Origin of the sequence: Streptomyces sp. NPDC048484 (genome assembly GCF_040651415.1) — a bacterium.
In the GTDB taxonomy this organism is placed as follows: domain Bacteria; phylum Actinomycetota; class Actinomycetes; order Streptomycetales; family Streptomycetaceae; genus Streptomyces.
The window spans coordinates 1-24,869 of sequence record NZ_JBEZJY010000054.1; the positions used below are offsets into that span (position 1 = coordinate 1).

Consider the following 24,869-nt stretch of genomic DNA (forward strand, 5'->3'; position numbering starts at 1 on the left):
CCCGCCGTCGACTATGCCGAGCACAACAGCCGCCGCGCAGCCCGCGATCACGCTTGCCGGCAGCCTTCTCGGCATAGTCGCGGTCTCGGCATAGGTCGATGACCAAGAAACTCGGCTCCGGCGAAGAACCGAACGCGGGTCTTCCAGCAGCTTCCGCGGCGCAGAACGTGCTATCCGGTGGCACCAGCCGAGTCCCAGCCGGAAAGAACCTGCTGGCGTCGGGCCGTGCCCCGGAGAGCCAAACCCCGGAGCCAGGGATGTGGTGCGTCAGACGTGCTGCCCGGCGTCCAGCAGGGCGAGGGCGTCTTCCGACACGCCGGAACCGCCGGACTCGCCGGAACCGCCGGTTGACCAGCCGGGCAGTCACGGCCCCACCAGGCCGCGCATCCGACGGGCAGAGCCTCGACCACAGCCTCACAGGCGCCGGCGGGGCGACCGCGACCGATCCCGTCGATCACGATCAGCAGGCTCCTTGCTCGTTACCGACCCACGCTCCCAGGTGCATCAAAGTGATGCGCCGTCACCTCTGAGAAATGGCGGTGACCTTGATGCCGGCTGTCCCTCTTGTGGTGCCACCTGAAAATCCTCGTCACAAGCTGTGACCAGGATCGCTTGTTGGCATCAGGCGGCTCTCGTGACCTGCGCTGATGCCAACTAGGTTCAACTCCTGGAAGTACGGAATCAAAGAGATGGTTGGCACTTTGGTACACCGCAGGTCACGGGGTGTTTCGGCGGGACCAGGGGCCATCTGCCCTCTGGGCGTAAGACTCCCTCGTGCGCGGCCGACGCACTTCAGGTCCCGGTACAACTCCCCTGCTGATGATCCGTACGGTGATGCATCCAGAGCACCACGTCACAGACCCGCAGCGCACTGACGGTCTCGGGGACGTCGGCAAGGCTAGCGGTCTTCTCCTGAACAAGCAGGCACGGCAGCGTCTCCTTCAGACGGTGCCCACCACACACCTGCGGTGGGCACCGGACTTGGGTGACGGGTGGGGAGGGTCAGTGTTCACTGACCTTGTCGGGGTCGGGGTGAAGGCCCAGGGCGTTGGCGGGGATAGGGCTTTCGGGTTCTTCGTGCGCCTCGATTGTGACCTGCGGTGTGATCTTGTCCAGCCAGGCCGGGTACCACCAGTTGGCGTTGCCGAGCCATTGCATGAGGGCGGGGACGAGCATGGGCCGGACGATGAAGGCGTCGAGGAAGACGGCGAGGGCGAGGCCGAGGCCGAGGAGCTTGGTCGTCAGTCCGTTGCCGAGCAGGAATCCGCTGAAGACGAGGATCATGATGAGGCCGGCTGCGGTGATGATGCCGCCGGTCTCGGACAGGCCGACGGTGACGGCGCGGTGGTTGTTGCGGCTGTGGACCCATTCCTCGTGGATGCGGCTGACGAGGAATACCTGGTAGTCCATGGAGAGTCCGAAGAGGATGGCGAAGAACAGCACGGGCAGGAAGGCTTCGATGGGGCCGCCGGCTCCCAGCCCGAGGGGTTCGCTGAGCCATCCCCACTGGAAGATGGCGACGATGGCGCCGAATGAGGCGCCGGCGGCCAGTAGGTTCATGGCGGCTGCGGTGAGGGCGACGACGACGCTGCGGAAGGCGACCATGAGGAGCAGGAACGACAGGCCGACCACGGCGAGGATGAAGTAGATCATCTTGCTGGAGAGGGAGGCGGAGAAGTCGGCGAACATCGCGGTCTCGCCGTAGACGTAGATCTTGGTGTTGCCGTCCGGGTGCAGTGGCTTGAGGGCCGCCTCACGCAGGTAGTTGACCAGGTCGACGGTCTTCGCGTCCTGTGGGCTGCTGATCGACTTGAACGCGACCAGCGCGATGTCCTTGCTGATGGGGAGCGCGGTGATGCTGCTCTTGTTGACGTTGGGAACGGCCGTCAGGGTGTCGGTGACAGTGTTCAGGTACGTCTTGTCGGTGGCGCGTGGTCCTGCGACGACCAACTGCAGGTTGGAGTTGTAGCCCTGCCCGTATGCCTCTTGGATCAGTTCGTAGCCCTTGCGGCTCGTGGAGGAGGCCGGGGTGTTGCTCTGGTCGGGGTGGCCTATGCGCATGGAGAAGAACGGAAGAGCCAGGACGGCCAGGATGAAGGCGGCGAGGACACCGGCGATCACAGATCGGCTCTGGACGAGGGTGGCCCAACGGGTCCACAGCGGCGGGCGGGTCGAGGCGGTGCGGCGTGCGGCCAGCCGTGCCGTGATCGGCCGCAGCGCCCATTGCAGGAGATAGAGCGCCCAGAACAGGACGCACAGCGGCGGGATCACGCACAGCAGGAGCTTGACTCGCTTGTCGGAAGGCAGCTCTTCGCGCTGGGAGCGGGGCAGGGCCCGTCGGCCGAGCAGCGACAGCATGGCCGGCAGCAGGGTCAGTGAGGCCAGCATGGTGAGGCTGACGGCGATCGCGGTGCCGACCGCCACGCCGTACAGGAAGCCGGCGCCGAGGGCGCACAGGCCGAGGATGGCGATGCAGACGGTGATGCCCGCGAACAGCACGGCCCGGCCTGCGGTGCTCAGCGCGGCGGTGATCGATTCCTCGACGCTCATGCCCTTGAGCAGGTTGCGTCGGTGACGGGTGACGATGAACAGGGCGTAGTCGATGCCCACGCCGATCACCATCAGGTCGGCCAGGGCCGAGGTAAAGTCGGTGACCGGCATGACGTGGGTGAGCAGGGCGATCAGTCCCACGCCGCTGCCCAGGGCCGCGGCCGCGCTGATCATCGGCAGGAGAGTCGCGCCGAAGGTGCGGAAGACGATGGCGAGGATGACGAAGGCCGCGAGGAAGCCCAGGACCTGGGGGGAGAGCACAGGGGTGGGTGCGTCGACGCTGTCGAAGGAGTCACCGGTGAACTCGATCTGCAGGGTGTGCGAGCGCAGGGTTTTGAGGTGGTCGTAGACCACCTTGGGAGTGGTGTCGGCCGGTTTCGCCTCGTTGTAGGCGACCTCGACGATGGCCGTCTTCTTGTCCGGGCTGAGCAGGTCGGGCCGGGGTGCGGTATCGCTCCTGCCGTCGGACGGGGTGCAGGCGACCTGTCCCCATGGGGTGGTGATGGTGGCGATGTGGGCGTCCTTCACCCCGCAGACTGCCTTGTCGGCCCGCTGGATGAAGCCGTCGGGCTCGCTCGCCAGAGTGCCGGTCCTGGCATGCAGGACCAGGGTGCCGGTCGGGTTGCTCTGCTGGGCCAGGTGCGCCTTGGCCAGCAGGTCGGCTGCCGCCTGGGAGTCGGTGCCCGGCATCTTGAGGTCGTCCTTGTACCGGGCGCCGCCGGCCGATGAGGACAACATCTGGATCAGGACGATCGCCGCGATCCAGCCGATGATCACCCACCATCGGTGCCTGGTCGCGAACCTCGACAGAGCCTTCATCGGTGTCTCCACATGGTCGGCCGCTCATGGCGGGAAGCGGGCCCGCCCGGTGAGCCGGGCAGGCCAAAGGGTTCCTCGGTCAAAGAGGCAGCACGGCCGGCTGGGCCGACGGTCTTGAGCCGTGGGGAATGGCGCCAACGAGGCGGTGAGCGGACATCGCACTGCAGGTCAAAACGGGGGACGTGCCAGGTGCTGGTCAGGCCGCACTGGCGGTGAAGCGCAGCAGGTTTCCTGAGGGGTCGTGCACCTTCAGCGTGGCTCCGGCCAGAGCATGGGGATAGGAGGCCGCGGTGAGCCGTTGGGCTAGTGCGTGCACCTGCTGTGCCGTCGGCAGCAGCAGGTCGACCCCGATCAGGTGCGCGCTGTTCTCGGGTACGGGTTCGGTGCGGCCGGTGCTGAAGCGGTTGGTCATCACGAGCAGGGCGCGATGCTGGGTGACGCCGACGGCGAGGAACATCTGCCCCAGCCGGCCCTGGACATCGAGTCCGAGCAGGCCGGTGTAGAAGGGTTCGCTGTCCTGCAGCTCCGCGTCCGTCACCTTGAGCTGCACATGCCCCATCTCGGTGCCCGCCGGCAGCCCCTCGAACGGGGCGTCGGCGCCGGGTTCGCCGGTGAAGTCCTCCATCGTCAGCCGTTCCGCGACGACGGCCGGGCTTTCGCCCTGCCAGCGCCATTCCCGGCGCGGGCGGGCACAGGTGATCTCCACGCAATGGCCGTCGGGGTCATTGACGTAGCAGGAGCGGGCCACGCTGTGGTCGGCCAGTTTGGCATCGGTGTGGTTGGCCGTGTAGTGCTTCACGAACCGCCACAGGTCTCCGGGCGTGGGGACCTGCGGCGCGAAGTGACTCAGCCCCGGCCCCGAAGCAGGCGCGGGAAAGGCCCCCGGGCGCTCCCGCAGCTGTGCGAGCACGCGCCCCGGCACACCCACCGATGCACTGTCCGCAGTCTGGTCGAGGACCTGAAGGCCGATGGAGCGCGTGTAGTAGTCTAGGCTGCGCTCAAGGTCTGCGACGGTCAACTCAACGGCTCCGAGGGCCAGTTGGGCATCCATCCGTCCGGTCGGCCGTGAGGGTGTCATGGTCACTTCCCCTTCCCGGAAGCGGGGATGCGTTCGAACGGCCTGGCGACCTTCGCCGCGACCCCCATGGCCTTGAAGAACAGAATCAGCTTCCCCGGCCGGCCCTTGACGAACATCAGGTCCAGGCCCCGCTGCGACCCCGCGGCAGCCTTCGCTCCGCGCGAGAACATCGTCTCCTCGTAGCGGGACAGGGCCACTTCCACGTCGGCGCCGGAGACGATCTCGCGTGCGAGGTCGGCGCCGTCGATGAGCGCCACATTGGCGCCCTCGCCCGCGAACGGCGACATCAGGTGCGCGGCATCCCCAACGAGCGTCACACCGGGCACCCGCTCCCAGGTCAGACCTGTCGGCAGGGCATAGATCGGCCGGAGCCAGAACGCGTCGTCGCACCCACGGATCAGATCGGTCAGCTCGCCGGCCCAGTCGGGATACTCCCGCAGCAGCCCCGTACGGGCGGATGCCGGATCATCCCAGTCGATACCGCTGGTGGCGGCCCAGTCCTCGGCCACGCGCAGGCCACACCCGAGCGTGATGGTGTCCCCGCCGTGCCCGCCGATGTACTTGTTGTCCGACAGTGCGAAGAAGTTGCCCCGCCCGGTCAGTGCCAGCGCCTTGGGGTGCCTGGCCGCCGCGTCGGACAGCCGGAACTCCACCACAGTGATCCCGGTGTAGGAGGGTCTGGCGGGCGTCAGCAGCGGTCGGATCCGCGACCATGCGCCGTCGGCGCCGACCACGAGATCGGCGCTCGCCGCCGCACCGTCGGCGAACTCGAGGGTGTGCCCACCGGGTGCCGGCCGCGCACCGGTCACCTTGCGCCCCCACACGATCGTGCCGGGCTCCAGCGAGTCGATCAGCAGCTGCCGCAGATCGACCCGGCCGATCTCGGGACGGCCCCGGCCGCCCGGCGGCTCGCGCCGGTCGACATGCACCCGCCCGCTCTTGTCGAGCAGACGTATGTCCTCACCGCCGGTGTGCGTGCGTGCGAGGAACTGCTCATACAGCCCGGCCTCCTTCAGCGCGATCTGGCCGGTGTCGTCGTGGATGTCCAGCAAGCCGCCCTGAGGCCGCTCGTCCGGCGCCGCATCCGCCTCGTTAACAGTGACGGCAATGCCGTGGCGCTGGAGAATCCGCGCACAGACCAAGCCGCTCAAGCCTGCACCGACGACGGCAACGCTACGTCCCGACATGGGCTCATTCCCTTTCTGGCTGCGGCGAAGGAGAAGGTGTCCGACGAGGTGCCGCAGAGCCCCGTCGCGGGAGCGCGCTCACGGGCACTGTCAGTCGTGTGTCCAGCGGCAACCACTACTGGAACGCTATTCGTCGCGAACAGTGTTCGTCAAGCGGTTGACGGTGGCGTTCGTGACGAATACCGTCTCCGCGTGCCTGAGAGAGATCCCTTCCGCGAATCCCATGTGGAGAGCCGCCGCAACCGACCGGCGAAACCGCCGCTGAGCCGGGACTCGATCGTCGATGAGGCGCTGCGCCAGATCAGCACAGAGGACAGCGCGCCCCTGAGCCTCCGCAAGATCGCGAAGGCGCTCGACACGGGGCCGGCTTCGCTGTACGCCTACGTCGACGGCATGAGCGAGCTGCAGGCTCTCGTCCTCGACCGTGCCCTGCAGGCGGTCGAGACCGGCGGTAGCGGCTCCTGGCGCGACCGACTCGAAGGACTTCTGCTCTCCTACGCGACGGTGCTGGCCCGCAGCCCCGCCCTGGCCCGGATGGCGTTCCAGACCACCGCGGTCGGCCCCAACGCCTTGCGCATCAGCGAAGCCCTTCTCGAACTCCTCGCCGAGGCCGGCGTCGACCAGGCGAACGCAGCCTGGGCCATCGACCTGCTGACCATGTTGGTGACCGCCACCGTGGCGGAACACGCCCAGGACACAGGAGCGGCCAAGCCCGGCGGCCCGATCGAGCAGGCCCTCGCCCGGACGTCAGCCAGCCAATACCCCCGCGTCCACGCCGCCCGCGACGACATCCTCTCCGGCACCGGCGAAGAGCGATTCCACTGGGGAATCGACATCCTCATCCGCGGCATCCTCGCGCACTCCCCATCGCAGTGAGCACATCCGCCGGCAGCCGGGTAGTGACGGACGGCCGGTGAACCGCCGACAGCCCCACGCAATCCGCCACGGCGGACTATGGGCTCTGCGTTTCAGCGGGGAGCCTGCTCGGCGGCCTCGTACAGGAGCTGCATATGCCTGGAGATGTCCGTGGCCGGCGAGTTCGCACGCAGGCCTCACTCGCCCACGCAGCCGGTCAGAATGGGTCGAAGATCGGAGAGCATCGCGTGCAGTACCGCTGCCCGCACCCTCGGCCTTCGAGGTGACGCATCATCGCCTGTGCCCCCGGCGCGGATCTTGATGCCAACTAACCCTCTTTTGTGCCAAGTAAAAATCCTCGTCACACAAGCCGCTAACGCCGAACCCGTGGCATCCCCAGACCGATCCACGAGATGATCTCCCGTTGGATCTCGTTGTTGCCGCCGCCGAAGGTGAAGATGACGGCCGAGCGGTAGCCGCGTTCCAGGTCGCCGTGGAGCACCGCGCCCGCCGAGCCCTCCTTGAGGACGCCCGCGACGGCGACGACCTCCATGAGCCAGGCGTACGCGTCACGGCGGGCCTCGGAGCCGTACACCTTGACCGCGGAGGCGTCCTGCGGGGTGAGGGTGCCGTCCTGGACGGCGTTCACCATCTGCCAGTTGAGGAGTTTCATCGCGTCGAGCCTGGTGTGGGTCCGGGCCAGGCTCCGCCGCACCCAGGGCAGGTCGACGACACGGCGGCCGTCGGCGAGCTTGGTCTCCATGGCCCAGCGCTGGACGTCGTGCAGGGCACGGACGGCCATGGTGCCGTGGGCTGCGAGCGTGACGCGCTCGTGGTTGAGCTGGTTGGTGATCAGCCGCCAGCCCTTGTTCTCCTCGCCGACGCGGCGGGAGGCGGGGACGCGGATGTTCTCGTAGTAGCTGGCGGTGGTGTCGTGCGAGGCGAGTGTGTTGATGAGGGTGCAGGAGTAGCCGGGGTCGGAGGTCGGCACGAGGAGCATGCTGATGCCCTTGTGCGGCGGGGCCTCGGGGTCGGTACGGACGGCGAGCCAGACCCAGTCGGCGGTGTCGCCGTTCGTCGTCCAGATCTTCTGGCCGTTGACCGTGTAGTGGCCGGTCTCCTCGTCTCCTTCCCTGACCGCCTTCGTCTTCAGGGCGGCCAGGTCCGTGCCCGCGTCGGGCTCGCTGTAGCCGATCGCGAAGTCGATCTCCCCGGAGAGGATCTTCGGCAGGAAGTACGCCTTCTGCTCGTCCGTGCCGAACCGCATGACCGTCGGACCGACCGTGTTGAGCGCCATCAGCGGCAGCGGTACGCCGGCCTGGGCGGCCTCGTCGAAGAAGATGAACTGCTCCATCGGCGTCAGACCGCGCCCGCCGTACTCCTTCGGCCAGCCCACGCCGAGCCAGCCGTCGGAGCCGAGCCGGCGGATGGTGTCCCGGTAGAAGCGCTTCCGCGCCGCCGGGTCGTCCGCGGGGACAGCACCTTCGGGACCATGAGGGGGGACGTGCGCGTGGTCCGGGACGAGCTCGGCGAAGTAGGCGCGCAGCTCGGTGCGCAACCCCTGCTGCTCCGGCGTGTATTCGAGGTGCACGGCGCCTCCCTGGCTCACTGCTCCGGCCGACCGGACCTGACGGCGCACACCGTAGAACGTGTTCCAGAAATTGGGAATGCCGGCGACGAAGCCGCGCGGGCCGACGGATGGATCAGCTCAGCAGGTCGAGGAATTCCGAGCAGGCCTTGGCGCAGTCCCGGCAGGCCTGGGCGCCTTCCTCGGAGCCTGGGCTCCGGTCGAAGACGTGGGCGGTCTCCAGGCAGACGGTGCGGCACCATTCGACCTGTACGCGCATCGCGTCCTCGGACTGCGTGACCTGTTCCGCCAGGAGACGGCAGGTCGCGTCGCAGACCTCTGCGCACAAGATGCCCTTGCGCCGGATCAGTTGCTGGTCCTCGGGGCCGTCGAGGTCGGCCAGGCTCGCACGCAGGGCACAGACTCGCGCGCACTCCGTGCAGGCCTGCGCGCAGGCGAACCGGTCCTCGAGGAATCGGACGAGTTTCTGTAGCTCTGTGACTGACACACGGTCCGGGTAGCCGGACACCGCCCCACCAAACCAGGAGGGGCAGCAAGCGGGGCCCAAGTGGCTCGGCGTGTCGAAGTTATTGACGTGACCTTGGCCGCGCTCTACGTTCTGACCGGTTGACCGGCTTGCCGAACCATGTTCGACATATCGTCAAGCTTTCGGTGAGCGCACGGCACATGGGGCGAGTCGTCGGTCGTGAGCACGGACGCGGGCGCCGTCACCGGACCGCGTTCGTCCGACGGTTCCCTGCCGCCGGCCCGGGACTTCCTGGTCCCCCGGGACGGTACGGCGATCGGAGCCAGATTCTGAACCACCTCGTGGGGCGGGCCCCGGGACGGACGACCCCGGGGCCCACCCCACGAGGCCCGCACTACCTGCCGTCACCACCCGAACGTCCAGCACGACCACGTCCAGCACGATCACGTCCAGCACGTCACGAACGGCAGAAGCACAGGCACACAGGCACACAGCGACGCAGCGACGCAGGCACGCGCCGACAAGGAGAGCCGCACATGATCACGCCAGACAGACCCGCCGGATCCGCCGTCACACCGGACGAGACCGGCGCGTTCCGGTCCGCCTCACCCTTCACGCCCTCGCGCCGGAGCCTGTTGCGGGCGCTCGCCGCCGTGCCCGCCTCCGCTCTCACCGTGGGCGGACTGCCGGGCCTGCTGGGCGCGGCAGCGGCGGCCGCGCCGCCCAGCGGATCGGCCACCCGCTACACCATCGTGCCGTTCCTCAACAGCAACGACGGCACCGTGAACGTCTACCAGTCGGACGACGCCACGGACTTCCGGCTCCTCAAGGCGTCCGCGTACACCCCGCCCGCCAACCGCATCCGTGACGCCAGCATCTTCAAGCACACCGACGGCTACTACTACATCACCTACACCACGCACACCTGGCAGGACACCAGCACCACCATCGGCTTCGCCCGCAGCTCGGACCGGTCCAGCTGGACGTTCCTGTACGACTACACGGTGCCCCTCTCGAATCTGTCGCGCGCCTGGGCGCCGGAGTGGTTCGTCGACAGCGACGGCAGCGTGAACGTCCTGGTGTCCTGCTCAACCACCAACGACGAGTGGATCTTCACCCCGTATCGACTGAGGGCGACCAACTCGGCGCTCATGGACTGGAGTTCGCCCGTAGCGCTCTCCGGTATCGGCGCCAACCACATCGACACGTTCGTGGTGAAGCTCGGCTCGACCTACCACGCCTTCACGAAGAACGAGACATCCAAGTACATCGAGTACGCCACGGCCACCGCGCTCACCGGGCCGTACACCATCAGCCGGACCGGGAACTGGGCGGGCTGGGGCGGCACACGTGAGGGCCCCGCGCTGACACAGCTCGACAACGGCGCGTGGCGGATCTTCTTCGACGGCTACGGCGACGGCAGCTACTACTACAGCGACAGCTACGACACCTTCGCCACCTGGAGCGCACCCAAGGCACTGCCGGGCATCTCCGGTACCGCGCGTCACTTCACCGTGGTCAAGGAGACGGTTTCCGGTGGGGTGAGCCTGCCGAAGGGGGTCACGCGCTCGCTCCGGTCGGGCAACTTCACCACCCGCAACTGGCAGGACCAGTCCGCCCTGCTGAACCTTCCCGTGGTGACCTCCTCCAGCACGGCCGCGGAGAAGCAGGCGTCCACGTTCACCGTCGTGGCGGGTCTCGCCGACGGGAACGGCTACTCCTTCCGCAACGCGGCCGGCAACTACCTGCGGCACTGGGACTTCCGGGGCCGCTTCGACGCGAACGACGGCTCGTCCACGTTCGCCAGGGACGCCACCTTCGTCGCCCGGACGGGCAGCGCCAGTGGCTCCGTACGCCTGGAGTCGTACAACTACCCCGGCTACTACCTGCGCCACTACAGCTACCAGCTGCGCGTGGCCCCGTCGGACGGCACCGAGCTCTTCGGGCAGGACAGTTCGTTCGTGGCGGTGAACCCCCTCTGAACTGCGCGGCAACCTCGCCCGGCAGGAGCCGTCGCACATCGGTGACAGCCATATCGGTGACAGCAGGAAGACGCGGTTCACAAGTTGAGGCGCTCGACGGGCAGATCCACATCATCCGCTCGGTGGACCGCCGGAACAGGGCCGCCGAACAGGCCGGCCGTCAGCTTTCCCGCGTGACCGGCGCCTGCCACAGAGCGACAATGACGTCGATCAGACCGTTCGCGGTCTCGCGCCAACTGGCACGGGGGGTCGGCTTGCCGTCCGCGAGAGCACGCTCCCGCTCGGCAGTCATCTGGGTGATGAGGTGACGCGTCATGGCGGTACGTTCGGCGCGCACCTCGGCCGGCAGGTCGGGCAGGCAGCGATTCATGCCCTCCTGCAGCTTCCGCATCGACGGTGAGGCGGCCACGAACTCGTCGGACGTGACCGCACGCAGAGCCGGGTCCGCCGTCACCTGGGCGATGAACCGGCCGTGCCAGCTCGGGCTGCCCAGAGCCTGCACATACTCAGTGACGGGGCGGACCGCACAAGCCACCCAGTCCCGCAGGTCGGCGGAGTCACCGAGTTCGGCCACCATACGCAGACGGCCGACCTCCACCCCTTCAGCATGACGGCGGGCGATGGCGCGCACCAGATCGGTCTTGGCGCCGAAGTGATAGCTGACGGCGGCGTTGTTACCCTGCCCCGCGGCCAGGCTGATCCGGCGGTTGGCGACCGCGTGCACCCCGTGCTCCGCGAACAGTCGCTCCGCCGCGTCCAGGAGCGCCTCACGCGTCGCACTGACCTGCTCGTCCCGCCTCATCCTGCCCGCCATCATCACCACCTCGGGACATCACTCCACCCCACGACGGCCCGCCCCCGGGCCGCCGCGGATCCTCGACCGGGCCGGTGGGGCCGAACAACGAAAGCGTACGCAACGAGACGGGCGGTTCAGGCCTGCCTCCTCCACGACGCACAGGGCCTCACGACGCACAGGGCCTCATTCGGCCACACCTCCGGTGGGCCCTTGAAGAAGGATCCCTGCGCCACTACGTTAAATAAACCTTTCGGTTTAAATAATCGCTCCTCTGCCGGGCAGCCACTGCTGTGCCACCTATCGTGCTCTCCCCCTTGGAGATGTCAGATGAGTCAGCACACCCCCCGCCTCCGTCTGCCGATACCCACCGACGGCCCCCTGGACCCTCCGGCCGACTGGAAACGGTTGCGCGAGCAGTGCCCGGTGGCCACCGTCGAACTCCCCAGCGGAGACACGGGCACCCTCCTGACCCGCTACGACCACGTCAAAGCCCTCCTGTTGGAACCCCGCTTCTCCCGCCCGACCGCGGAGGACGACAGCGCCAGGATCGCCCCGGAGGGAGCCGGCGGCGTCTCCACCAACAGCGACATGTCACTGCCCATCCAGCTCACGGGAGAGGGCCACCTCAGGTGGCGACGGCTCCTGGGCAAGTACTTCACCGCCAAGCGCATGACGGCGCTGCGTCCCGGCATGACGAACATGGCCGAAGCCCTCGTCGACGCCATGGTCAAGAGCGGACGGCCCGCCGACCTCAGGGCCGCCCTCGGCTTCCCGCTGCCGGTCTACGTGATCTGCGGCCTCCTCGGTGCACCCGCCGACGACCGGGACCGCTTCTCCTACTGGTCCGACGCGTTCCTGAACGTCAACCGCTACAGCAGGGAGGAGACCAAGGCGGCCTACACCGAGTTCGTGACCTACATGTCCCACCTCGTCGCGGTCAAGCGCGCCCGGCCCGCCGAGGACATCATCAGCATGCTGATCGACGAGAGCCGCACGGAAGGCGAGGGACTCACCGACCTCGAACTCGTCGCAACCGCCATAGGCCTCCTGGTCGCGGGACACGAGACCACCGCGAACATGATCGGCAAGATGACCGCCATGCTCCTGGCCGACCGCACCCGCTGGGAACGTCTGCTGGCGGACCCCACCCTGGTGCGCACCGCGGTCGAGGAAGTGCTGCGCTCCGACGCCAACCTGGGCGGTTACGGCCTCCGGCGCTACCTGACCGAGGACTTCGACCTCGACGGGACGGTGCTGCCGGGCGGCACCACCGTCTTCTGCGGCCTGTCCGCCGCCAACCGCGACGAACAGGTCTTCCCCGACCCGGACGAGATGGACCTCACCCGCGCCCCCAACCCCCACCTCGCCTTCGGCGCCGGGGCCCACTCCTGCCTGGGCCAGTCTCTGGCCCGCACCGAACTCCAGGTCACCCTGGAAGTCCTGCTGCGCAAGCTGCCGAGCCTCGAACTGGCCGTGCCGGTCGCGGAGTTGCAGCAGGTCGAGGGGCTGACCGTCGGCGGGCTGCGCGAGGTACCCGTGCGCTGGTGACACGCTCCGACGAGACCGGCGTACCAACCGAGGGCACGGCGGGCAAACCGGCCGAGAAGAGGGGAGCGACCATGAAGGTCGCCGTGGACGAGGACAAGTGCTGCGGCGCCGGCAGTTGCGTACTGGCCGCGCCGGAAGTCTTCGACCAGCGCGACGAGGACGGTGTCGTCGTCCTGCTCGACGCGGAGCCGGTCGACGCGCAGCATGCGGCCGTCCGGGACGCGGCCGCCGTCTGTCCCGCCGCCGCCATCGCCCTCAGCGACGGATGACCGCCTGAACCGTTCCCGCAGGGCTTGAGGGAATCCTTCCTCCCTGATCACGCCTGATCACGCCTGATCACGCACCGGCCCCTGGTCAGATCACACGGAAGAGGTCGGCGGCGGCGTGGACGTCGGTGAGGTCCTCGATGGAGCGGAGGTTGTCGCACAGTGCCTCCAGGACCCAGCCGGCCTCAACGGCCTGCGGAACGCCGATAGCCAGGCCGAAGACCCGGTCGATGGCGGCGGCGGTGGAGCGGCCGGCGACCTCCGCCTCCTCGCGCAGCTTCTCCAGTCGCTTCCCCGCCATGGCGAGCTTGTTGTGGGCCTTCTTGATGACCCACTCGCTCAACGCCTCGCGGGACTGTCCTGCCATGGCGTCGAGCTGGGCCTCCAGCTCCTCGATGGCGTCGGCCAGGTCGAGTGCCTCCTTGGCGTCGGGGTTGACCAGTTGCAACACCTCGCGCTCGACGGTCGGGCGCTCGGCCGGGGAGTCCCACAACACGTGTGTCAGCACCGACAGGTCGGTCTCGGCGACCGCCGGCCGGCCGTCGAGGTACGCGGATGCCTGGAGCAGGCCCACCGCCTGCCGCCAGCGGCGGTCGGAGGCGACGAGTTCCTTGCGGCGCAGGGCGGCCCGCAGCGTGCACACCGCGTCCACGATCAGGTCGGGTACGCCCACGGCGGGGACGGCTTCGGTCACGGCGTGCTGCAGCGCGGCCAGTTCGATGGTGGTCCGGGTGGGTGCCGCCGGGCGGCTGACGGCGGAGCGGACCAGCGCCGCGAGGTTCGAGGGGTCCGCCAGGTACCCGACCTCGATCCGCACCAGCAGCCGGTCGTAGATCGCGGCCGTGTCCTCTCCGGTGGGCAGTTCGTTGCTCGCCGTGATGGCCCCGATTAGGGGGCAACGGATCGGCTCGCCGCCGCTCTCGGGGTGGTAGATGCGCTCGTTGAGGTAACCCAGCGTCTCGTTCAGCGCCGCCGTGGAGCACTTGAAGATCTCGTCGATGAACGCGACATGCGCGGTCGTGGCACGGCCCTCGTAGACCTGGCGGTACTCGCCCCGGGCCAGCGCGGCGACGTCGATGGGACCGAACATCCTCGTCGGCGCGGTGAACTTCGATAGGAGGATCTCCCAGTAGGACGCCCCGTCGATCCTGCCGGTGAGCTCCCGGGCCATCTCCGACTTCGCCGTTCCGGGCGGGCCCAGCACCAACGAGTGCTGTCCGGCCAGCAGTGTCACCACCAGCGTCCGCACCACGTCGGCCCGCTCGTAGAAACGGTCCGACAACTCGTCGCCGATCGCCACTACAGAAGCCGTCCAGTCGTGGCTCGATTAACTCCCGAAAGGTGATCATGAACCGGCAGAACGCACTGCTCTTGCTCGTTGTCCTGCTATGCCTGATCGCGGGGGCAGTACTGGGGATAGTGGGAGTGGGTAAGTGGGCTGCGCTCGGGATCGCCTGCGGCGTTATTGCGCTCATCGTCGCGTTCTTTACACCCAGAATTCTTCGCGACCGCCGAAACCGGTGATACATCCGATATTGGTACGTAGCCAGCCTGGCTGCTTCCATGAAACTGCAGTCTCCAGCCGGCACGGCAAGGTGCTGACACAAATAGCTGACTGAAGGGCGACCCCACAGCAGCCCCCATCCGCAGAGGGGGCTGCTGTGTCGCTTTGCCTCATCGAGCGCTCCACCACGTACACGGAGCCTTTTCCAACCTCACGCTGATGCCTGGTGAAGGACGAGGACGGCCTTCACCAGGTTGGTGATTCGATTGGTGCTGCAGCGCAGCTTCCGCAGGAGGCGCCAGCCCTTGATGATGGCCATGGCTCGCTCGCCGAGGCAGCGGATCTTGGCGTGGGTGGTGTTGTGGCGGCGCTTCCATCGCTTGAGACGGCGGCCCCGAAACGGAACCCGGACGGATCCGCCGGCGCCTTGATACGCCTTGTCCGCCCAGCATTTGAGCCCCGCATCGGCGAGGGCTTCGATGATGCCGTGCTGCCGCGCGGCGGTCAGGTCGTGAGTCGAGCCGGGCAGAGCCGGCGAGGCCCAGGGCAGTCGTCCGAAGGGATCGGTGAGGACTTGGACGTTCATGCCATGGCCTTTATGTTTCCCGGAGTAGTACGGGGTGTCGGCGGCGATCCGGTCGGTCGGCAGCAAGGTGCCGTCGAGAGGGACGAACGCCTTCGCCCGGATCGTCGTTATCGCCTCGTCCAGGGACGGGGCGAGGGCGGCCAGGGCCTCGACGGCTTCACGTATGTAGCGGTACACGGTCGCGATCCCGATGCCGAACCCGGCGGCGAGCTGGGCGTAAGTGTCACCGCACCGCAGGTGGGCCAGTGCGAGCAGAGCCTGACGTCCGGCAGGAAGGCGCCGCCACCGCGTTCCGATCTCCTGCCGCCGGGCTGTCAGTTGTCCGGTCAGGAACCGCAAGGTGCGGCTGGACAGATCAATCGAGGACGGGTGGACAAGCACGCGAAGCTCCTGGCGGACACGGGTGATCTTGGTCGAGAATCCGTCTACCAGGAGCTTCATCGTTGCGCAGGACAGTCCAACTCGCGGTCAGCACCGCCAGCTTGAAAAGGGCTCAATGCAACCCCTAACACACCCCTACCAAAGACGTCACTTCGACGACGTTCCAAGATTCCCCCTATTTTTATACCCCAGGTCTTGACGAGGGGTATAAGTGAACGTAATTCTGTTGTTGCTTTCTCGATCCAGCGAAATAGGGGGACTCATCCTAATGAAGAAGCTTCGCTCGTTAGCCGCAGCGGGAGCGGGTCTTGCCTTGGCGCTGAGTGGTGCCTCAATGGCACAGGCCAGCACCGCAACATCACCGGATGACGTGACCATCCAGCTCACGAACAGCCCCAAGGCTCCCGTCAAGTCTGGCAGCAAGATAGTATCCGCCCTCACTTACAGCGGAGCCAAGCAGGGCTGCGTCTACTTGCAGGTATTTCACCCAGCCGTGGGCTGGGTCGTGGCCGCGTCAAAGTGCTCGAACAGTTCAAGCGGCACCATCAAGGCGTCCATCAATTGCTACACCCAGAACTACCGGACGATGAGCCTCGTAACCGCTCCCAACGGCAACATCTCCGAGGGCGGCACAGGGGCCAAGTTCATCTCCTGCTAGTGCCAGATATGAATGGGCTCCGAAAGAATATCGGAGCCCGTTTCAGTACTGCTGAGTTTTAACGCGTAAAGCCGTCTGCCGTCTGCCAGACTCCAGCTGCGAGGGTGGGGAGTCGTCGGCCAGTGCGGGTGAGGACTCCGGCGAAGGCTCCGCTGCCGTGTTGTTCCAGGCTGAGCCGGCCTTTGAGAGTGTCGAACACGGCCTCGATGCCACTGAGCCCTTTTCAAGCTGGCGGTGCTGACCGCGAAGGGTGTGATCGTGGGCGGTACGCACCGGATCGAAGTGAGCCGGGAACAGGCGATGGCCTACCGGGTGGCGGTACACGGGTTCGACCGCTCCTGGTCCGACCCGGATGTGCTGGCCATGGGCGTGCAGGACACCCCGAGCGGGTCGGCCCGGCAGGCCCTCGCGGCCCGGGGCTCGTCGCCGGTCGGCCTGGAGCGCGTCTGGTCGTTCCGCGGTGCGCCGCATCTGCACCGCCCTGCGGAACTCCCCGCGCTCGCCGCCGCCCTGTGGCCGCTGGACGACGCGGACGCGACGGCGAGGATCAGCACCGCCCTGATCAAGGAGGGTGCGCAACTCGGTGTCCGGGCCTTCCAGGTCACCGCCGAGGCGTTGCGCGCGGTGGTGACGGGGCCGATGGGCAAGGGCGAGGTGAGTACCGCGGTCAGTACGGCCGTACCGAAGTCATTGACGTTCTGGTGCGCGCCCTGCGGGGCACGGCACATTTCCGGGCTCCTGTTCCAGCAGGCCGGGATTTTCGCAGGAGTCGCGGTCGGCGCGGAAGCCGGCCGGACCGTCCTGAGCCCGGTGGGCGAACGGTTTCCCGTTCCGACCGCTGCCGCCGAAACCTCCGCGGTGATCCGCGCGTACCTGCGTTTCCTCGGCCCCGCCACGCCCGCCGACGTGGCGAAGTACCTCGGTACCAGGCCCGCCGTGGTGAAGGCGGTGTGGCCGGACGACGTGACCGAAGTGGGCGTGGACGGCAGGAAGGCATGGCTCCCTACGTCCGCCGTCGAGGCCCTGCTGTCGGCGAAGAGCGCGGGGCTCGTACGGCTGCTTCCGCCGGGCGACCCGTTCCTACAGGCGCGAGACCGGGAGCTGGTTGTACCGGTCAAGAGCCGGGAGAAAGAGATCTGGCGCGCGATCGGCGGCCCCGGCGCGCTGCTCGTCGGCTCGGAGATCCTGGGCACCTGGCGCGCCAGGGCAGCGGGCCGACGGCTCGATCTGACCGTCACTCCCTTTGGTCCTCTGCCCGTCGGCCTCACTCCCCAGCTCGACGCGGAGGCCGCGGTCGTGGCTTCGGCCCGTGGCGCGGCCGACGTACGCCTGCGTCTGAGCAAGTGACCTGCGCCTCAGCGAGTGGCCTGAGGCTGCGACAGACCTCCGGCTCAGGTCCGACACCGGCCGCGGGCGTCCCGATCGGGGCGGCCCGCTCGGTGAACTACCGGCCGTCCGGGCGGTGTTACGGTTCCGTCCTGGCCGCAGGTTCGCCCTGCCGGGGGTCCGGGTCGCCCCCCTCGGCGTCCAGGTGCGGCAGGATCCGGTCCAGCCATCTCGGCGTCCACCAGGCCGACTTGTCCAGCAGCGTCATCACGGCGGGCACCAGCAGCAGCCGGACGATCGTGGCATCGATGAGCACGCTGGCGGCCAGGCCCAGGCCCAGCATCTTCACCACGATGTTGTCGCTGAGGATGAAGGCCGCGAAGACGCTGACCATGATGAGCGCGGCGCAGGTGATGACCCGTGCCGTGATCTCCAGGGCGTGGGCCACACTGGCCTTCGGGTCCTTGGTGCGCAGCCATGCCTCGTGGATCCGGGACAGCAGAAAGATCTCGTAGTCCATGCTGAGCCCGAAGACGATGGCGAACATCATCATCGGTACGTAGCTCTCGATCGGAACGTCGCCCGACACACCCAGCGCCGGGCCGCCCCAGCCCCATTGGAAGACGGCCACCACGACACCGTACGAGGCCGCGATCGACAGCACGTTGAGCACGGCCGCCTTGACCGCGACGAGCAGCCCGCGGAAGACGACCAGGATGACGAGAAAGGCTAGTCCCACGACCACCGCGATGATCAGGGGCAGCTTGCTGGAGACGATGTCGAGGAAGTCGACCTGGGCGGCGGTCGTGCCCGTCACATAGCTGTCGGCGGCAGTCCCGGACACCGCTTTCGGCAGGACGTCGTCGGTGAGGTGGTTGATCAGACCGGTGGTCTTTTCGTCCTGCGGTGCGGCCACCGAGTAGGCGGTTCCGATCAGCACATCGCCGTCGGAGGTGGCTTTCAGCGGGGTGATGGTGGCGGCGTCCGGCACACCGGTGAGGGCCTTCTGTGCCTGGGCCGCCAGCGCCGAACGGTCGCTCTGGGGTACGGCGCTCTGGTCGATCACGATGGTCAGCGGGCCGTTCGCCCCGGGGCCGAAGGCGGAAGACATCAGGTCGAAGGCCCGCCGGTCGGTGAAGGACTTGGGGTCGGCGCCGTCACCGATGTGCCCGAGCTGGATGAAGAAGACCGGGAACGCCAGGATGACCAGTGCGATCACGCCGCCACCCAGGAACCACCACGGCCGCCGCTCCACCCGCTTCGCGTACCGGTGCAAGCTGCCGTGCGCCTCCTCACCTGGTTCGGCCGTCGTCTCAGCGATGGGGGTCCGTACCCGGATCCGGTCGATGCGGCGGCCGATCAGTCCCAGCATCGCGGGCACCAGGGTGAGCGCCCCGATCACCGCCGTGACGACGGTGACCGCGGCGGCCAGGCCGAGCTTGCCGATGAAGCTGATCCCGGAGACCCACAGACCGGACAGGGCGATGATCACCGTGCATCCGGAGAGCAGCACGGCCCGGCCGCTCGTGGCGGCGGCCCGGCCGGCGGCGGTCACCGGATCGTTTCCGTCGATGAGGTTCTGGCGGTGGCGGGTGACCAGGAACAGCGCGTAGTCGATCCCGACCCCGAGCCCGATCATCGTGGCGAGTGTCGGCGAAACGGTGGCGAAGGTGGACGCGGCGGCGAGGAGCCCCAGCAGGGCCAGTCCGCAGATGGCGCAGACCAGGGCGGTCACCAGGGGCAGCACGGCGGCCAGCGCGCTGCCGAAGCCGATCAACAGCACCAGGATGGCCACCCCGAACCCGATGGCCTCGCTCGTCCGGTCGTCCGCTTCGGGCCGGGCAAGTTCGCCGAGCGGGCCGCCGTACTCCACGTCGGCGCCCGCCGCGCGCAGCGGCTGGACGGCCTTGTCGACGCCGTCCAGATAGTCGGGGTCCAGCGTGGACGGCTGGACGCTGAACCGGACGGTGATGTACGCCGTCCTGCCATCGGTGGAGAGCGGGCCCACATTCGTGGTGCCGGAGGGCGGCGGTGGCTGCGTCGTCCCGGACGGCGGCAACGGATTCTGGGCGGAGAGTACGTCCGGCAGCTTCTGCAGATCGGCTACGGCGGTCGAGACCTGGCCGGCCACATCGGTGAGCGGTTTGTCCGCGTCGTGGAGCACCACCTGGCTGCTGTAGCCGCCGGCCGCCGGCTCGTGCGCCTGGAGAATGTCGAGGCCGTCCTGCGACTGTGTGCCGGGGAGCGAGAAGTCGTCGGAGTACTCGCCGCCGTACGCGTGGTGCAGCACCTGAAACCCGACCAGCGCGGCCAGCCACAGGGCGAGGACCACGACGAAGTGCCGCGCACACCACTCGCCGAGCGGACGCAGCAGTCCCTTGCGCCGCGATACGCGGGCCGGGGTCCGGGCGGGGCCCCCGCCGGGGTCCTGCGGGGGGTGCGGCAACGACATGGTGTACTCCCGGTCTGGCCGGCGGCCGCTCCCTCTACGGGAGCGAAGCCTGGGAACGGGGTGATCTCTCGCGTCGCTCCCGCTGTCGGAGACAGCCACCTCGGTCACTGGGGTCACTGGGGTCACTGGGGTCACTGGGGTCACTGGGGTCACTTCGCATTGAATGTCCGTTCCACCGCCGTGGCACGCCGGTGCGGGAGAACGGGTGACACAGCAGCCCGCCGGGAGGAGTCGGGCCGGAGTCTCCCGCGGGGCCGAGCCGCCGCTCAGCCGGCGGAGGGTGTGCGGCTCTCCGGCAGGGCCGCCGGGGTCACTGGGGTCTCCGGGGTCACATCGGAGGCCCCCCGGTCGTGGCTGCGCAGTTCCACATTGAACTGCGCCCCGGCCAACAACGCGAGATTGGTGAACCAGACCCAGATCAGAAAGATGACCAGGCCCGCGAGCGAACCGTAGAGCCGGCTGTAACTGCCGATCTGGGTCGCGTACAGGGCAAAGCCCGCCGAGGCGGCCAGCCACAGGAACGCGGCCAGAATTCCGCCGGGCAGGCCCGCGCGGATCCCGCGCGCCGATCGCGGGCCGGTGCGGAAGAGCACCAGGATCAGGCAGGCGACGAGGAAGAGCAGGAGCGGCCACTTGAGGACCGCCCACAGCGTTTCACTGGCGTGGGCCAGGCCGATACGACGACCGAGCCAGCGGGCCAGCGGGCCCGTCATGACCAGGGCGAAAGCGGTGGCCATCAGCAGGACGAGCAGCCCGATCGCCGAGGCCACGATGATGTGGGCCTTGCGCAGGGCGGGGCGGACGTCGCGGACGTGGTGCATGGCGTGCAGGGCCCGGCGGAACACCGCCAGATAGCTGGAGGCGGACCACACCGCGCTCACGGTTCCGCTGGCGACGAGCAGCCACACGGCGGTGCGCTCATGGGTCGCCGCCTGCAGCGGACGGCGCAGCGCCTCCCCGGACTCCGCGGGAGCGAAGGCGGTGACGTCGGCGATCAGCGCGGTCGTGGCCCCCTCGTTGGCCAGGCCGATCACGGACACGGTGACGAGGAGCGCCGGAAGCAGCGCGAGGATGGCGTAGTACGTCAGGGCGGCCGCCCAGTCGGAGATGTCGTCGTCCCAGATCGCGACAGGCGTACGGCGCAGGGCGGAGACCCAGCGACGTGTCCCCCGGGTGCGCCCGCGCGCGCTGGGGACTGGTTCCACGGATGCGGCGTTCTGGGTGGGCAAGCTCGTACTCCGGGAACCTGGGAGGTGGATACGGGCAGGGATTCCTCGATCGTTCGCGGATCTCCCCGGCTGCCATCATCCCTCTCCCGACCCCGGCACCAGCACCCCCTGCCGCCCCGGCCACCGAGCCGCCCGACACGCGAGCGCTGCGCCAGTACGGGGCGGGCATGGCAGCGGGGCCCGGCGGAGAGCTTCTTCGCGAGAACCCGAACCCCACCAAGGGGGTGCACCGATCAGGTGACGGCTTCCTTACGCGATCTGCTCCGATCGCTTTATTCCTTTCAACGGCAACCTGTCCACGCCGCGTTGTGCCCGCAGGGGTCGCGGGACGAGTCGTCACCGCGTCCTTGCTGCCGCTACTCGACAGCGGCGAGCCCGAGTACAACGGAGCCTACGAAGGATGCTGCAGACGCTCTTGACCAGTCACACGAAGAACCGCCGGCAGACTCCTTGGTGTCACGGGCGAGTCACCAACCCCATAGACGCCCTCCCACCCAACGGTCCCGAACTGGACATACGTGGCCGCATTGGACTGTCTGGACGCCCTCGGACGGATTTCCCTACCTGTGCCATGTCGTACCGGAAGCGGGAGTTCGCTGCCTCCCCCACACGCCCGTGCAGCCGCCGGAGAGCCCGCTCGCGGCAGAAGGTCCAACAACTCCTCGTCAGCGGACCAAGATCCGGGCCATTCCCGGACCATCGCCACTCACCACAGCTCAGAAATCGCCGTTCCGGCTGGTCAGCAAGGCAGTAGCCCGTGTACCACCAGCAGACGAAGAAGCTGCTGGCAGAGCTCTGCCCTACCTGCGCCAGTCACTCACCGTGCCTACGGCGGCGCCTCAAATCGGCTGGCTTCCCAGCCCGCCGCTGCACCGCAGCACGGCCAACTCTGGGGAGAATCCGGGGAGTTTGGACGGTGCTGGGGAGCGCGTGGGGAGAATCGACTGCATAACGCGGCATAAACCTGAAAGGCGCTGAAACGAGCATCGTCCCAGGTCAGATCGGTGGCCGCATAGGCGCAGGTCAGAGCCACCCGGTAGACAACTTCATCCGGTAGACAACTGCATAAGGAAGCTCTCCCGTCGCCACCCCACCGAGCCAACCCGGCCCATGTAGCCCCACTGAACCCTGCTCAAACGTGCCCAGCAGAGCGACATCACACACAGAGGCATCCTCATGCGCGCCCACGTACGTGACCTTCGCTGCTGCAAGGTTGATACTGCCGAGGACAGCCCTTCTGCCAACCCGCATCCGACCGCGTCGCACAACTGATGGGCCATCAGTAAAGTCGGCATCAGTACCGCCACAACCCGCTTCCGACCGCCGCGGAACGCCAAGATCAACAACCGACCCCACCTGCCCTGACCAGTAAAAACACAGGCTGAACTCCTGCCTGTTGGACCCCCTAGGAGGTACCCGTGAAGATGCTCATCAACGTCGCGGAGACGGTTGTCGCGGACGCACTGCGGGGCATGGCCGCCGCGCATCCTGAGCTGACCGTGGATGTCGAGAACCGGGTGATCGTACGGCGGGACGCCCCGGTTGCCGGAAAGGTGGGGCTCGTCTCGGGCGGCGGATCGGGGCACGAGCCGCTGCACGGCGGCTTCGTGGGCCCCGGGATGCTCTCCGCGGCCTGTCCCGGCGAGGTCTTCACGAGCCCGGTGCCGGACCAGATGGTGCGGGCCGCGGCCGCCGTGGACAGCGGCGCAGGCGTGCTGTTCATCGTGAAGAACTACACCGGTGACGTGCTCAACTTCAACATGGCGGCGGAGCTCGCCGAGGATGAGGGCGTCCAGATCGCCAAGGTTCTCGTCGACGACGACGTGGCCGTCACCGACAGCCTCTACACGGCCGGCCGCCGCGGCACCGGCGCCACGCTGTTCGTGGAGAAGATCGCGGGCGCCGCGGCCGAGGAGGGCCGGCCGCTGGAGCGGGTCGAGGCGCTGGCCCGCCAGGTGAACGAGAACTCGCGCAGTTTCGGTGTCGCGCTCAGTGCCTGCGCCACGCCCGCCAAGGGCAGCCCCACCTTTGATCTGCCGCCCGGGGAACTGGAGCTGGGTGTCGGGATCCATGGTGAGCCGGGGCGGGAGCGCCGAGCGATGATGACCTCGCGGGAGATCGCCGACTTCTCGGTGAACGCCATCCTGGAGGACATGAACCCGCGCAACCCCGTCCTGGTCCTGGTGAACGGCATGGGAGCCACCCCACTGCTGGAGTTGTACGGCTTCAACGCCGAGGTGCAGCGGGTGCTGATCGACCGCGGCGTCCCGGTGGCCCGCACTCTCGTCGGAAACTACGTCACCTCGCTCGACATGGCCGGCGCCTCGGTGACCCTGTGCCAGGTCGACGAGGACCTGCTGCGACTGTGGGACGCGCCGGTGCGTACGGCGGGTCTGCGTTGGGGCATGTGAGGCACGCCTCGACTCTCGTCCCCGCCAGGACTACCGACATGACCGGGACTCGCGGCATGACCGGGACTGCCGGACTGCCGGTCAGCACCCCTACCCAGCAAGGAGACCCAGTGCTCGACGCCGACTTCTTCCGCCGTTGGATGACGGCGACCGCCGCGTCCGTGGAACACGAGGCGGAACGGCTCACCGCCCTCGACTCGCCGATCGGCGACGCCGACCACGGCAGCAATCTGCAGCGCGGCTTCCGGGCCGTGGCGGCCACCCTGGAGAAGGAGGAGCCAGCCACCCCGGGTGCGGTCCTGACGCTCGCCGGACGCCAGTTGATCTCGACGGTGGGCGGTGCCTCGGGGCCGTTGTACGGGACCCTGCTGCGCCGCACGGGGAAGGCGCTCGGTGACGCGGCCGAGGTCGGCGAGCAGGAACTCACGGAGGCGCTGCGCACCGGCGTGGACGCGGTGATGCAGCTCGGCGGGGCGGCGCCCGGCGACAAGACGATGATCGACGCGCTCGTGCCGGCGGTCGACGCGCTCGACCGGTCCTTCGCCGCGGCACGGTCCGCCGCCGAGGAGGGCGCTCTCGCGACCGCGCCGTTGCAGGCGCGCAAGGGCAGGGCGAGTTATCTGGGCGAGCGCAGCATCGGGCACCAGGATCCGGGCGCCACCTCCTCGGCGCTGCTGATGGCGGCGCTCGCGGAGGCGGCCGGTGAGTGACCTGGTGAAGGGTGTGCCGGACGCGGCGGCGGCAGACGGCGAGAAACTCGTGGGCATCGTGCTCGTGTCGCACAGCGCCGCGGTGGCCGCCTCGGTCGCCGAGCTGGCGACGGGACTCGCCGGCGGCGGCACGACCGCTCCGGTCGCGCCGGCGGGCGGTGACGGGGACGGCGGCCTCGGCACCAGCTCCGAGCTGATCTCCGCGGCGGCCGCCGCCGTGGACCGCGGCGCCGGTGTTGCCGTACTCACCGACCTCGGCAGCGCGGTCCTCACCGTGAAGGCCCTGTTGGCCGAGGGCGACGAACTTCCGTCGGGCACCCGTCTGGTGGACGCCCCGTTCGTCGAGGGCGCGGTGGCGGCGGTCGTCACGGCGTCCGCGGGAGCGGACCTGGCGGCGGTGGAAGCGGCGGCCGCCGAGGCGTACACGTACCGGAAGGTGTGACGCGGGCGGGCGGAGTTCGGACCGGCGCCCGCCCG

General features: G+C 68.4%; 19 protein-coding genes. 9 read left to right on the forward strand and 10 right to left on the reverse strand.

Annotated elements, in window-relative coordinates; genetic code table 11:
* Positions 1–1,002: 1,002 nt before the first annotated feature.
* The 3 genes from AB0D14_RS37660 to AB0D14_RS37670 form a co-directional block, all read right to left on the reverse strand.
* Complete coding sequence (locus AB0D14_RS37660; protein ID WP_362787710.1) at positions 1,003–3,369, reverse strand: MMPL family transporter; 2,367 nt, start codon at positions 3,367–3,369, stop codon at positions 1,003–1,005.
* A gap of 196 nt (positions 3,370–3,565) precedes the next feature.
* Positions 3,566–4,447: a VOC family protein gene (locus AB0D14_RS37665; RefSeq protein ID WP_362787713.1), complete on the reverse strand. Its 882-nt coding sequence runs from the start codon at positions 4,445–4,447 to the stop codon at positions 3,566–3,568.
* Between the two features lie 2 nt (positions 4,448–4,449).
* Positions 4,450–5,634: an NAD(P)/FAD-dependent oxidoreductase gene (locus AB0D14_RS37670; RefSeq protein ID WP_362787715.1), complete on the reverse strand. Its 1,185-nt coding sequence runs from the start codon at positions 5,632–5,634 to the stop codon at positions 4,450–4,452.
* 192 nt (positions 5,635–5,826) lie between these two features.
* Between AB0D14_RS37670 and AB0D14_RS37675 the strand changes: the two genes are divergently transcribed.
* Positions 5,827–6,510: a TetR/AcrR family transcriptional regulator gene (locus AB0D14_RS37675; RefSeq protein ID WP_362787718.1), complete on the forward strand. Its 684-nt coding sequence runs from the start codon at positions 5,827–5,829 to the stop codon at positions 6,508–6,510.
* A 352-nt stretch (positions 6,511–6,862) separates the two neighbouring features.
* Here AB0D14_RS37675 and AB0D14_RS37680 read toward each other — a convergent pair whose 3' ends face one another.
* A complete protein-coding gene (locus tag AB0D14_RS37680) occupies positions 6,863–8,080 on the reverse strand; it encodes an acyl-CoA dehydrogenase family protein (protein WP_362787721.1) in 1,218 nt (405 codons plus the stop codon).
* A gap of 112 nt (positions 8,081–8,192) precedes the next feature.
* Positions 8,193–8,564 (reverse strand): four-helix bundle copper-binding protein, encoded by a 372-nt coding sequence (locus AB0D14_RS37685; protein ID WP_362787724.1) that lies wholly within the window; start codon positions 8,562–8,564, stop codon positions 8,193–8,195.
* A 515-nt stretch (positions 8,565–9,079) separates the two neighbouring features.
* Here AB0D14_RS37685 and AB0D14_RS37690 point away from each other — a divergent pair.
* Positions 9,080–10,525, forward strand: a complete 1,446-nt coding sequence (locus AB0D14_RS37690; RefSeq protein WP_362787726.1) for a glycoside hydrolase family 43 protein — start codon at positions 9,080–9,082, stop codon at positions 10,523–10,525.
* A 160-nt stretch (positions 10,526–10,685) separates the two neighbouring features.
* Here AB0D14_RS37690 and AB0D14_RS37695 read toward each other — a convergent pair whose 3' ends face one another.
* Positions 10,686–11,339 carry a TetR family transcriptional regulator gene (locus AB0D14_RS37695; protein WP_362787729.1) on the reverse strand — a complete coding sequence of 218 codons (654 nt, stop codon included), beginning with the start codon at positions 11,337–11,339 and terminating at the stop codon, positions 10,686–10,688.
* A gap of 309 nt (positions 11,340–11,648) precedes the next feature.
* On the opposite strand from AB0D14_RS37695, the gene AB0D14_RS37700 reads away from it, so the two are divergent.
* Both AB0D14_RS37700 and AB0D14_RS37705 read left to right on the forward strand, forming a co-directional pair.
* Entirely contained in the window at positions 11,649–12,869 is a 1,221-nt protein-coding gene (locus AB0D14_RS37700) for a cytochrome P450 (RefSeq protein WP_362787732.1), read from the forward strand.
* Positions 12,870–12,940: 71 nt separating this feature from the next.
* Positions 12,941–13,138: a ferredoxin gene (locus AB0D14_RS37705; RefSeq protein WP_362787804.1), complete on the forward strand. Its 198-nt coding sequence runs from the start codon at positions 12,941–12,943 to the stop codon at positions 13,136–13,138.
* A gap of 85 nt (positions 13,139–13,223) precedes the next feature.
* Here the strand turns inward: AB0D14_RS37705 and AB0D14_RS37710 are convergent, their stop codons facing one another.
* Together AB0D14_RS37710 and AB0D14_RS37715 are read right to left on the reverse strand one after the other, a co-directional pair.
* Complete coding sequence (locus AB0D14_RS37710) at positions 13,224–14,435, reverse strand: AAA family ATPase (protein ID WP_362787735.1); 1,212 nt, start codon at positions 14,433–14,435, stop codon at positions 13,224–13,226.
* Between the two features lie 415 nt (positions 14,436–14,850).
* Entirely contained in the window at positions 14,851–15,606 is a 756-nt protein-coding gene (locus tag AB0D14_RS37715; protein WP_362787807.1) for a transposase family protein, read from the reverse strand.
* Positions 15,607–15,874: 268 nt separating this feature from the next.
* Here AB0D14_RS37715 and AB0D14_RS37720 point away from each other — a divergent pair, with 268 nt between their 5' ends.
* Both AB0D14_RS37720 and AB0D14_RS37725 read left to right on the forward strand, forming a co-directional pair.
* Positions 15,875–16,264 carry a hypothetical protein gene (locus tag AB0D14_RS37720; protein ID WP_362787738.1) on the forward strand — a complete coding sequence of 130 codons (390 nt, stop codon included), beginning with the start codon at positions 15,875–15,877 and terminating at the stop codon, positions 16,262–16,264.
* 234 nt (positions 16,265–16,498) lie between these two features.
* Positions 16,499–17,611: a crosslink repair DNA glycosylase YcaQ family protein gene (locus AB0D14_RS37725; protein ID WP_362787740.1), complete on the forward strand. Its 1,113-nt coding sequence runs from the start codon at positions 16,499–16,501 to the stop codon at positions 17,609–17,611.
* A 118-nt stretch (positions 17,612–17,729) separates the two neighbouring features.
* Here AB0D14_RS37725 and AB0D14_RS37730 read toward each other — a convergent pair whose 3' ends face one another.
* Both AB0D14_RS37730 and AB0D14_RS37735 read right to left on the reverse strand, forming a co-directional pair.
* Positions 17,730–20,042, reverse strand: a complete 2,313-nt coding sequence (locus AB0D14_RS37730) for an MMPL family transporter (RefSeq protein WP_362787743.1) — start codon at positions 20,040–20,042, stop codon at positions 17,730–17,732.
* Positions 20,043–20,308: 266 nt separating this feature from the next.
* Positions 20,309–21,271, reverse strand: a complete 963-nt coding sequence (locus AB0D14_RS37735) for a YihY/virulence factor BrkB family protein (RefSeq protein WP_362787746.1) — start codon at positions 21,269–21,271, stop codon at positions 20,309–20,311.
* 1,418 nt (positions 21,272–22,689) lie between these two features.
* On the opposite strand from AB0D14_RS37735, the gene dhaK reads away from it, so the two are divergent.
* The 3 genes from dhaK (at position 22,690) to AB0D14_RS37750 (ending at position 24,834) form a co-directional block, all read left to right on the forward strand.
* Complete coding sequence (dhaK, locus tag AB0D14_RS37740) at positions 22,690–23,682, forward strand: dihydroxyacetone kinase subunit DhaK (RefSeq protein ID WP_362787749.1); 993 nt, start codon at positions 22,690–22,692, stop codon at positions 23,680–23,682.
* Positions 23,683–23,792: 110 nt separating this feature from the next.
* On the forward strand, positions 23,793–24,392 hold the full coding sequence (dhaL, locus tag AB0D14_RS37745; protein WP_362787809.1) for a dihydroxyacetone kinase subunit DhaL: 600 nt from the start codon (positions 23,793–23,795) through the stop codon (positions 24,390–24,392).
* A gap of 1 nt (position 24,393) precedes the next feature.
* A complete protein-coding gene (locus AB0D14_RS37750; RefSeq protein WP_362787812.1) occupies positions 24,394–24,834 on the forward strand; it encodes a PTS fructose transporter subunit IIA in 441 nt (146 codons plus the stop codon).
* Positions 24,835–24,869: the final 35 nt, after the last annotated feature.

Excerpts from the sequence above, each read along its gene's own strand:
- AB0D14_RS37665 (WP_362787713.1), bottom strand. The coding sequence starts at position 4,447 with ATGACACCCTCACGGCCGACCGGACGGATGGATGCCCAACTGGCCCTC.
- AB0D14_RS37720 (WP_362787738.1), top strand. The coding sequence starts at position 15,875 with ATGAAGAAGCTTCGCTCGTTAGCCGCAGCGGGAGCGGGTCTTGCCTTG.
- AB0D14_RS37660 (WP_362787710.1), bottom strand. The coding sequence starts at position 3,369 with ATGAAGGCTCTGTCGAGGTTCGCGACCAGGCACCGATGGTGGGTGATC.
- AB0D14_RS37695 (WP_362787729.1), bottom strand. The coding sequence starts at position 11,339 with ATGGCGGGCAGGATGAGGCGGGACGAGCAGGTCAGTGCGACGCGTGAG.
- AB0D14_RS37730 (WP_362787743.1), bottom strand. The coding sequence starts at position 20,042 with ATGTCGTTGCCGCACCCCCCGCAGGACCCCGGCGGGGGCCCCGCCCGG.
- AB0D14_RS37670 (WP_362787715.1), bottom strand. The coding sequence starts at position 5,634 with ATGTCGGGACGTAGCGTTGCCGTCGTCGGTGCAGGCTTGAGCGGCTTG.
- AB0D14_RS37690 (WP_362787726.1), top strand. The coding sequence starts at position 9,080 with ATGATCACGCCAGACAGACCCGCCGGATCCGCCGTCACACCGGACGAG.
- AB0D14_RS37705 (WP_362787804.1), top strand. The coding sequence starts at position 12,941 with ATGAAGGTCGCCGTGGACGAGGACAAGTGCTGCGGCGCCGGCAGTTGC.
- AB0D14_RS37700 (WP_362787732.1), top strand. The coding sequence starts at position 11,649 with ATGAGTCAGCACACCCCCCGCCTCCGTCTGCCGATACCCACCGACGGC.